Raw genomic sequence first — 10,460 nt, 5'->3', positions numbered from 1 at the left:
CCGCCCCCTCAGGGCGGGTTCCTCGGGCGGGGAGCGGTGCGGTGGTGGCTGGACGGGTGGCGCGGGTGCTCCCGGCGGACGCGTGCGCCGGGAGCCCGCTCAGCGCGGCGCCGTGTCCGGCCGGGAGTCGGCGTTGACCGTGGTGGCCACCACCCGCGCCTGTGGGGCCCGGACGATGCCGTAGTGCGTGGCGTCCAGTACGTCGCAGGAGGTGAGTCGCGGCAACTCCGTCTGCCAGGCACGCCGTTGGGCGTCCGGCGGGCCCATGGGCGGCAGCCCGGCCACCGCGCGGCCCGCGAGCCACACGCGCGTGGGCGTGCCGGTCAGCCGGGGCAGCTCGTGCCGAGCCAGGCCCGCCATGTTGGCGCGGCAGCAGCGGGCGAGGCGCTCCGCGTACGCCGCCGCCTGCGGGCTCGCCGGACCCCCGGCGTCACCCTGGCCCAGCTCGTGCGCGAACACCGCCTCCAACTGCGTCTCGTCGTACGCCTGGAAGTGCCGCGCGGCACCCGGAGGCGGCGGGTCGAGCAGATACAGCCGGGCGGCCGGACGGCCGGACGCCTCCGCCGCCGCGGCCATGGCGTGCGCCACCCAGGCGCCGAACGACCAGCCCGCGAGCCGCCACTGCCACTCGCCGTGCGGGAAGCGCGCCTGGAGCGCCGCGTGATAGCGGCGGGCGCGGTCGGCGATCGACCAGCCGGGCAGGTCCGCTCGCCGCAGCGCGGGGTCGGCGATCAGGCAGACCGTGAGGTGCGGGGCGAGTTCGGAGACCAGGGCGCGGTACGCCTGGATGTCGCCGCCGACGGGGTGGACGAGGCAGATCAGGTCGCGGCCGGTGCCCTGCTGCCAGACCTCTACGGAGACGAGCTGATCGTCTGCGACGGCTCGCGCTGCGGCTGCGTGATCCGCTGTCTGTGCTGTCTGTGCTGTCTGTGCTGTCTGTGCTGTCTGTGCTGTCTGTGCTGTCTGTGCCGCCTGTGCCGCCTGTGCCGCCGCCGGTGTCGGTGCCGCCTGCCGTGTGGCACCGGTGACACGGGAGCCCACCTCGTTGAGGCTGACCCGGTGGCTCAGCTCGGACAGCTCCACGTCGACTCCGTAGTGCTCCTCCACCTTGGCGATCAGGTCGAGCATCATGAGGGAATCGGCGCCGTGGTCGTACAGCGAGGCGGCCGGGTCGATGTCGTCCAGACCGAGCAGGGACCGGGCCCAGCCGCCGAGTCGGGCGGCGACCTGATCGGGCTCCTGCCCCGCACTGTGGCCAGCGCGCTGACGGGCGTCCTGGCCAGCGCTCTGACCAGCGGCCGAGCCTGCCGCAGTGGCACCTTCGTGCCGCACCCCCGGCCGGGTGCCCGCAGGCGCGACGTAGAAGTCACGTGCCCGCCCGATGTCGGTGGTGGACACCAGGAGCTGCGGCAGGCCCAGCGTCAACGCCCTGGCGAACAGCCGCTGCCCCTCCTTCACCGCCAGGCCGACCGCGAGATGCGCCTGGTGCCGGGGGTCGGACCGCAGGGCGTCGCGGGCCATGCCGACCTCGCTCCAGATGTCCCAGCCGATCCCGAGGCGCGCCGTGGTCTCGCCCGCGCCGGAGCGGTGGCGGGCGAAGCCGTCGAGGAGACCGGCCGCGGCGGCGTAGTCGAACTGGCCGATGCCTCCGAAGTGCGCGGCCATCGACGAGCAGTACACGGCGAAGTCCGGCCGGTGGCGCTCTATCAGACGCTCCGTCAGGAGTGCGCCCCGCAGTTTGGCCGCCGTGACCCGTCGCATCGCGGCGCCGTCGCGGCGCGCGATCAGCCCGCCGCCCGCCTCGCCCGCGGCGTGCACCACGCCGCCGATCCGTCCGGCACGCGCCTCGACCCGCTCCAGGACCGCCTCGGTCGGTTCCGTCGCCAGGTCGGCCTCGACCAGCTCGACGCGGTCCGCCCACGGCGTCAGATCGGCGGGGAGCCGCGGGTGCCGGGACGTGAGGACGACCCGGCAGTCGGACCGCGTGAGCAGCCAGGCGGCGAGGGCGACGCCGATCCCGCCGGTGCCGCCGAGGACCACATGGGTGTCGGCCTCGGCCGACGGCATGCCGGGCTCCGTGGCGTCGGGCACTTCGGCAGCGGGCACGGGAAGCAGCGCCTGCCGCCACCAGTAGCCCTGGCGCAGCGCGAGCCGCCGGGGCGGGCCCGTCGAGGCGTCGGCCTCGGCGAGGAGCGCGGCCAGCGCGGCGGCCCAGTCGCCCGGGTCCCCGGAGGGCAGGTCCAGCCAGCGGCCGTCGACGCCACACTCCTGCGGCACCACTTCGGCGGCGCCCGCGAGCAGCCCCAACTCCGGCCGCAGTACGTCACCTTCGACTGGCTGGGCGCGGTACGACAGCCACCAGGGGCGCAGGCGCAGCGAGTCCGGCAGGTCCGCCGCCGCCCGGATCAGGGCCGCCGGGGTGTCCAGGCAGGCCCAACGGGCGCGGTCGAGGGTGTCGTCGCCGACGGGCCCGGCGACGGCGAGCGGCAGTGCGTGCAGCCAGTCGATGTCCACGGGGCCTGCTGGCATGGACGGCCCTGCTGGTCCCGCCTCGGTGAGCGCGGTGAGCAACTGCCGCAGCGAACCGGGGTCGGCGGGATCCACCTCGTACACGTCGTCCGCGAGATGGGCGAAGGCGCGGCCCGCGCTGACCCGCACCACCCGCTCGTAGACGTCCGCGAAGGGGCGCAGTGCCTCGGGCGGCGTCGGGGCGGCGGTCAGCGCCACCAGCGTCGCGGGGGTGCGCGGACCGGCGGGGGTGCGGGCGCGGCTGAGGCGTACCCAGTGCGGCTGGTGCAGCCAGTCGGCTTCGGGCAGCCGCTGCGGCCATTCGGCCTCCGCCGTGCGCGGGTCGGCGCTCGGGGGAGTGGCGCCGGTGGGAGCGGCGCGCGGGAAGTCGTACTCGGCGAGGTGGAAGGCGGGCGGGGGAAAGTCCCAGGGGGCCTGCGCGGGTCCTGTGGGCCAGGGGACGGTCCGGCCCGCAAGCCAGGCGTCGACACGTTCCGTGGCCGTAGGGTCCCCGCCGGTGCGGGGGCCTTCCTGGGCCGTCGTGTCGATGCCGGGCGCCTCGACGGCGGACAGCGTACGCAGCCACGCCACGGCGGCCCCGGCGTCGGCGCAGACCGCCGCGGCCCGTCGGCGCCGCGCCGGTCGCCCGGCCTGCAGATGGCGCAGGACGTGGCCGTACGCCTCGGGCCGGTCTTCGAGGTAGTCGGCGATGCGGGCGGCGTCGGCGCGCAGCCCGGCCGCGCTGCTGCTCGACAGCACCAGGCAGGGCACGACGGGACGGTGCGGCGCGGGGCCGGCCGGTACCGGTGTCTCGTCCGGCCTCGGCGCCCCGCCCGGCGCCGGTGCCCCGTCCGCTTCGAGGACGAGGTGCGCGTTGGTGCCGCCGATGCCGAAGCTGCTGACGGCCGCCACCCGGGGGCGCCCGGCGGGCCAGGGGTGCGCCTCGGTCGGGATGTAGAAGGGGGCCGCGTCGGAGCCGAGCCGGGGGTTGAGCCGGTGGAAGTCGACGTTGGGCGGGATCACTTCGTGGTGCAGGGCGAGGGCGGCCCGTACGAGACCGACCACGCCTGCCGCGGCGCCCAGATGACCGATCTGGCTCTTCACCGACGTCAGCGCGCAGCCGCCCGGGCTGGCCGCGCCGTCTGAGCCGCCCGAACCGTCCGAGCCGCCTGCGCGGTCCACGCCGCCCGAACCACCCGAACCGTCTGCGCCGCCCGAGCCGCCCGAGCCGTCCACGTCGCCCGAGGCGCCCGCGCCCGCCTCCGAGACCCCGAACGCCTGCCGCAGAGCGCCGAGTTCCACCGGATCACCCAGCTGCGTACCCGTGCCATGCGCCTCGACATAGCCCACATCGCCGCCGTCACGCCCACTGCGGCGCAGCGCACCACGAATGACCTCACGCTGCCCGGCGAGCGACGGCGCGCTGTAACTGAGCTTCCCCGAGCCGTCGTTGTTGAGCGCCGAGCCGGTGATCACCGCGTAGACGGTGTCGCCGTCGCGGTGGGCGGCGCGCAGCGGCTTGAGGACGACCACGCCGACGCCGCTCGCCCCGACGGTCCCGCTGGAGTCGTCGCTGAACGGGCGGCAGTGCCCGTCCTTGGAGAAGATGTGCTGCGGACGGTAGGTGTAGCCGTCGGTCAGGAGCGTGTCGACGAGCACCCCGCCCGCGAGCATCACGTCGGCGTCGCCCTGGCGCAGCAGCCCGGCCGCGACGTGCACCGCCACCAGTGAACTGGCGCACGCCGCCTGCACGGTGAAGGCCGGGCCCGACAGGTCGAGGTGGTAGGCCACCTTGGTGGTGAGGAAGTCCTTGTCGTGGTGGAGCGCCATCTGGAAGCTGTCGGGCACCTGCTCCGGATCGGCCTCGCGGAGCAGCGACTGGAAGTAGGTGTTCTCGCCGCACCCGGCGACGAGCCCGACGCGCCGGGCGCCCGGGTCGGTGATCCCGGCGTGCGTGAGCGCCTGCACGGAACTCATCAGCAGATGCCGCTGCTGCGGGTCCATCAGCCGGGCCTCCTGGCGGCTGATGCCGAAGTGCTCCGGGTCGAAGGAGAGCAGGCCCGACATCTGGCTGCGCGCCCCGACCAGCCCATCGGCGGCGTCGAAGTGCTCGATGCCGCGGGCCCCGGTACGCACCAGGTCCCAGAAGGCCGCGAGATCGTCGGCGCCGGGCAGCCGGACCGCCATGCCGACGACAGCGATGGGCTCGTCGACGGACACGGGCGGGGTCCCGGCGTCCTCCACAGCCGGAAGCGTGGACTCCAGGAACGTGGCCAGACGCCGCACCGTCACGTGCTCGAACAGATCGGGGATGGTGAACCGCAGCTCCGGCTCCGCGGTGCACCGCAGATGGAACCGCATCAGGTCCAGACTGGACGCCCCGGCGTCGAAGAAGCGCTGCTCGGGCCCGACGGGCCGCCCGACCACCTCCTGGAACAGTTCGCTGAGCCGGGCCTCGTACACCGAGAGAACCGGCCCGGCCGCGCTGCCGGTGTGCCGCAACTCCTCGCCGGGAGCGGTGAGCGCGGCCCGCCGGTCCAGCTTGCCGCTCGGCGTGAGCGGCAGCGCCCGCACGCGCCGGAAGCGGTCGACACGTATGTACGAGGGCAGCAGCGGCGCCAGATGCCGGGACAGCGCCCCTGCGGTGAGCCCCTGTGGCACCGTGTCGTCCGCGCTGCCCGCGCTGCCCGCGCTGCCCGCGCTGCCCGCGCTGCCCGCGCTGCCCGCGCTGCCCGCGCTGCCCGCGCTGCCCGCGCTGCCCGCGCCCTCCGTGCTCGCGCCCTCGGCCGATCCCGTGCCCGAGGCCCCGTCCCGCACCTGCACACAGGCGACCAGCGCGTCCTCGTCCCGTACGACCACGGCGTTGACGACATCCGGATGCCGCAGCAACGCCGCCTCGACCTGCCCGAGTTCCAGGCGGTGGCCGCTCACCTTGATCTGCTGGTCGTCGCGGCCCAGGTAGCGCAGCAGCCCGTCCGCGTCGAAGCGGGCGATGTCACCGCTGCGGTAGAACGTGCCGAGGCCGGGCACGTCCACGAAGCGTTCCGCGTTCAGCGCGGGGTCGCCCAGGTAGCAGGGCGCCGCCATGGGGCCGCCGATGAGGAGGCGGCCGGGGCGTCCCGGCGGCAGGGCCTCGTCGGCGTCGTCGACGACGCGCAGCCAGGCGCCCGCGACCGGCCGCCCGATGGCCGGACGCTCCGGCCAGCCCGCCGGGTCCCCGTCCAGACACAGCGCGCTGACCACGTGCGTCTCGGTCGGCCCGTAGTGGTTGAACAGACGTGCGCCGGGCAGCCCGGCGAACCAGCGGCGGATGGCGTCCGTGCACAGCAGCTGCTCACCGGCGGTGATGACGTCACGCAGCCGCGAGGGGTAGCGGCCGAGGCGGACAGCGTGCTCGGCGAGGACCTGGAGCGCCACGTACGGCAGGTGGAGGCGCTCGATCCCGTCCGCTTCGAGCCGGTCGAGGAGCGCGGGCGCGTCCTGGCGCAGACCGGGACGTACGAGACGGAGCAGGCCGCCCCCGCACAGCGTGCCGAAGATCTCCTGGAAGGAGACGTCGAAGGACAGCATGGCGAACTGCTGCGTGACCGCGGGCGCCGCGAGACCACCGGACTCCCGCTGCCACTGGAGCAGGTTGCACAGCGTCCGGTCGGGCACCCGCACGCCCTTGGGGACGCCCGTGGAGCCGGACGTGAACAGGGTGTACAGCGGCTGCCGTCCGTCATGCGGCACGAACACGCCGTCGGCCGTCGGCGCCCGCTCCGGGAGGACGACCGGTCGGCGCGGCAGCCCGGCCGGGGCGAACGCGTCGAGCGCGGGCGCCCCGTCCGGCGGCACCAGGACGCACAGCGGCTGCACCTGGTCCAGGATCTGCCGCAGCAGCGCGGGCGGGTACGAGGGGTCGAGGGGCACGACGGTCAGGTTCAGCCGGGCCAGTGCGAGCAGCGCCACCACATGTTCGGGCGAGGCGTCGAGGTACAGGGCGACATGGCGAGGGCCGTCGGCGTCCGGCGGTGCCGGGTGCTCGTGCCGCAGCTCGGTGGCCAACGCGGCGGCGTGCGCGTCGAGTTCGGCGTAGGTGAAGGTACGGTCCGCCGAGGCCAGCGCCGGTGCGTCGGGGGTCCGGCGGACCTGATCGGCGAAGCCCTCGGCGACGGTCGTGAAGTCGGGTCGCGCCGGGGCGGCGCGGCCGGGCTCGGGCAGGCCGCGGCGGTGGGGCGCCACCAGCTCGGCGAGGGTGGGGTCCGCTCCGCTGGCCAGCAGGTCGAGGGCGCGGCGGAACAGCACGTCGAGGGCGGTCACTTCGTCGGCGTCGAAGTACCGGGCGTCGTACTCCCACAGGCAGTCGACGTATCCGCCGTGCTCCACCACCGACAGGGTCAGCGGACACTTCGCCTCGCTCGGCGTCGGCCACTCGGGCCGTGCCGTGCAGCCGGGCAGCGCGAGGGCGCCGAAGTCGGTGTTCTCCAGGACGAAGAGGAAGTCGAACGGCGCCTGCCCGGCGCCCGCCTCCCGGTCGGCCACGACATCGGGGAGGGCGACGTCCTGCCGGTCGAGCACCGCCTGCGCGGTGTCGGCGTGCCGCCGCAACTGGGCGCGCAGCCGCTCGCGCGGCGCCAGTTCCAGCGGCAGCAGCAAGGTGTTCGCGAACATGCCGACGCTCGCCTCGAACTCCTGCACCGGCCGTCCGGCGACCGGCCCGGCGATCCGGGGCGCGGTGCGACCGGTCACCCCGTACAGGCTCCAGGCGTACACGCTCAGGAGCAGTTGGAAGCGGGTGCGGCCGAGGTCGGCGCAGAGCCGGTCGAGGGCGGCGCGGCGGCCCGCGTCCAGCGTGCTGCGCAGCAGGCGGCCGTCGGGGGTGTGCCCGGCGGCGCGGACCGGCTCCAGGGGGGTCGATTCGCTCGCCGACGTGGCGTAGTGCTGGCGCAGCTCGGAGCGCTGGGCCCGGTACGCGTCGTGCGTGAACCAGGTGGCCTGCCAGGCGGCGTAGTCGAGGGGGGTCGGGACCGGCGGGGCGTCCTGGGGCGGGGTGGGGAGCGCGGTCGGGGCGGGCGGGTGCTCTGCCGCATCCTCCGGCTCACTGCTCGCCACCTGCGCGTACGCGGTGTACACCGCTGACAGCTCACCGAACAGTACGTTCAGCGACCAGCCGTCGACCGCTATGTGGTGCGCCAGCAGCAGGAGTTCGCCACCGCCCGGGGACGGCAGCCAGCAGGCGCGCAGGAGCCGGGGCACGGCCAGGTCGAACGGGGCGGCGAAGAAGTCGTCGGTGAAGGCGCGGCGGCCGTCGTCGGAGCGGAGCGCTTCGTCCGTGGGCTCGGCCCAGGGGTCGTAGGCGTCGCGCACCACCTGCCGCAGTCCGGCGGGCGTGGACTCGAAGGCGGTACGCAGCGCCGGGTGCCGTGCCACGAGGGCGCGCAGGGCGTGCCGGAGCGCCGAGGTGTCGACGGCGCCGTCTAGGCGGAAGGCCAGCGGCACGTGGTAGGCGCGGGAGTCCGGCTGCCGCTGCTGGAGCAGCCACAGGCGCTGCTGCTCGGAGGTGGCCGGTGCGGAGGCGGCCCCGGCGGGGGCGGCGACCGGCGGGTAGGGCACGCCGTCCCCGGCCCGGCCCGCCTCGATCGCGGCGGCGAGCTCGGCGAAGTCGGCGCGCAGGACGAGGGCTTGGGGCACTTCGCGGCCCCAGCGCCGCCGCACCTCGAAGCGCAGCCGCAGTGCCTTCAGCGAGTCACCGCCGCTCGCCACCCACCGGTCACCGAGCCGGAGATCGCCGACGCCCAGGATGCGGCCCGCCAGCACCAGCACCTCACGCTGCTGGTCGGTGACGGGCGCCGCGTCCTCGCCACGCCCGTCACCCGCGGCGGTCCAGGGCGCGTCGGTCCGTCGCAGGAGAGCCGACTTGTCGACCTTCCCGTTGGCGTTGAGCGGCAACTCCGGTACCCGGTAGGCGCGGTGGGGTCGCATGTACGCGGGCAGGCTCGCGGCCAGATGGCGGTCGAAGTCGTCGTACGACAGGTGCGCGCCGAGCACCAGATAGGCCAGGAGCTCATTGACGCCGTCCGGGTCGCGGCGGGTGCAGACGTACGCCTGGCGCACCGCCGGGTGGGCCACGATCTGCCGTTCCAGCTCGCCCGGCTCCACGCGGAAGCCACGCACTTTGACCTGGCGGTCGGCGCGCTCGACGTACTCGACGCGGCCGTCGGCGTCGACGCGCACCAAGTCGCCGGTGCGGTAATGGCGGTCGGGCCCGGCGTGGCGTTCGGTGTCGGGCCCGACGGGGTGCCCGCAGTCGCGCCCGGCGTCGGGTCCGGCATCGTGCCAGGGGAGGCTCACGAAGCGGCGCTCGGTCTCCTCCGGCAGGTTGCGGTACCCGGCCGCGAGCGCCTCGCCGGACAGATACAGCTCGCCCACCTCGCCCGGTTCGGCGGCGCGGGTGCCGTCGACGACCGCGAGTGCCCCGGTGTCCGGCAGCGGGAGCCCGATCGGGATCACCTCGCCGGCCAGGTCGCGGGGGATCGGGTGGCAGAGGGCGAACGTGGTGGCTTCGGTGGGGCCGTAGACGTTGTGGAGCCGGGTGGGGCTGTCGGGGTTGTGGCGGAACCAGCGGCGGATCAGCCGGGCGTTGAGCTGCTCGCCGCCCACCAGGACCTGGCCGATGCCGGCGAAGCAGTGCGGCACCTTGTCGACGATCGCGTTGAACAGCGCCACGGTGATGAACAGGACGTCGACGCGCCGCCGTTCCAGCTCGGCCGCGAGGACGTCGGGGGTCTGCACCGTCTCGTCGCGCAGGATCACACACCGGCCGCCCGTCAGGAGCGGCACCCACACCTCGAAACTGATCGCGTCGAAGGCCGGGTTGGACAGGCAGGCGAAGCGCGCGCCCTCGTCGAGCCGCAGATAGCCGGGGCGCGCCAGGCGCAGGATTCCGGCGTCCCGCACCTCGACGCCCTTGGGGTGGCCGGTGCTGCCGGAGGTGTAGAAGACGAAGGAGACGCCGGTGCTGTCCTTGACAGCGTTGTCGCGCGTGCCACTGTCACCGTCGGCCTCGCCAGGCGCACCTGCCTCGCCGGGCGCACCCTGGAGCAGCGCGGACACGTCGAACGGGCGGACCCCCTCGGGCGGTTCGTCCAGGGCGGCGGCGCCGTGCACCACCGCCGCGCAGTCCGAGTCCGTCAGGATGTGGCGGCGGCGCTCGGGCGGGCTCTGGGCGTCGAGCGGGACGACGGTCGCGCCGAGCCGCAGGATGCCGAGCATGGCGCAGACCAGCTCCCACGACCGCGGCAGACAGACGGCGACGGCCTGCCCCGGCCGCAGTCCGTGGTGGCGCAGCGCGTCGGCGACCGCCGCGCTCGCCGCGTCGAGCTCCGCGTACGTGAGGGTCCGCTCGCCGTCGACGAGCGCGACGGCAGCGGGGCGGCGACGGGCCTGCGCGAGGACGGTGGTGGCCAGACCTTGGTTCGCGGACAAGCTGAACTCTTCCACTCTTGGGGCTTATTCACAGGGGTGACTTGAATAGGCGCGGGATTTCGCTCAGCAGGGTCGGTCGGGCCCCGGGGAAGTTACGCATTGCAATCCAAGAGCGAATGGCCGGCCGCTTCATCACGCAGGGTGTATTCACCGTGCACAGATGTGACATGACGTGCCGTTCGGAGGCTCGGCATGCCGTGTGACCTGCTGTAGAGCGTGCTTACCTCCGAGTAGAGCGTGAATACGTCCAGACAGTCGAAGGAGCCGCCACCGCCATGCGAAACAAAGCGACAGGTTAATCGCCTGTCGATGAGGCCGCCCGCTGTGATGATCGATCAGGGCGTATGCGTCTGTCAATGGGAGAGTTGTCCGCGCTGTCCGGGCCGCAGTTGTTCGCGCAAGAGGCGTCTGCTCCGGCGGTGGTGCTCCCGCGCGCGTCTCGTAAAGGATTCTCGACGAGCTGGTCAACTCGCCCGTGAACGGGC

The 10,460-nt window shown here is 74.4% G+C and carries 1 protein-coding gene; it reads right to left on the bottom strand.

All coding sequences use genetic code 11. The features are described from left to right. Positions 1-99 precede the first annotated feature (99 nt). Positions 100-9,975, bottom strand: a complete 9,876-nt coding sequence (locus IE274_RS30575; RefSeq protein ID WP_229909913.1) for a non-ribosomal peptide synthetase — start codon at positions 9,973-9,975, stop codon at positions 100-102. Positions 9,976-10,460: the final 485 nt, after the last annotated feature.

The sequence above is a fragment of the Streptomyces flavofungini genome (assembly GCF_014650815.1).
Classification (GTDB): Bacteria; Actinomycetota; Actinomycetes; order Streptomycetales; family Streptomycetaceae; genus Streptomyces; species Streptomyces flavofungini.
The sequence above is the reverse complement of the archived record's forward strand: the minus strand, read 5'-3'. Positions and strand labels throughout refer to the sequence as shown.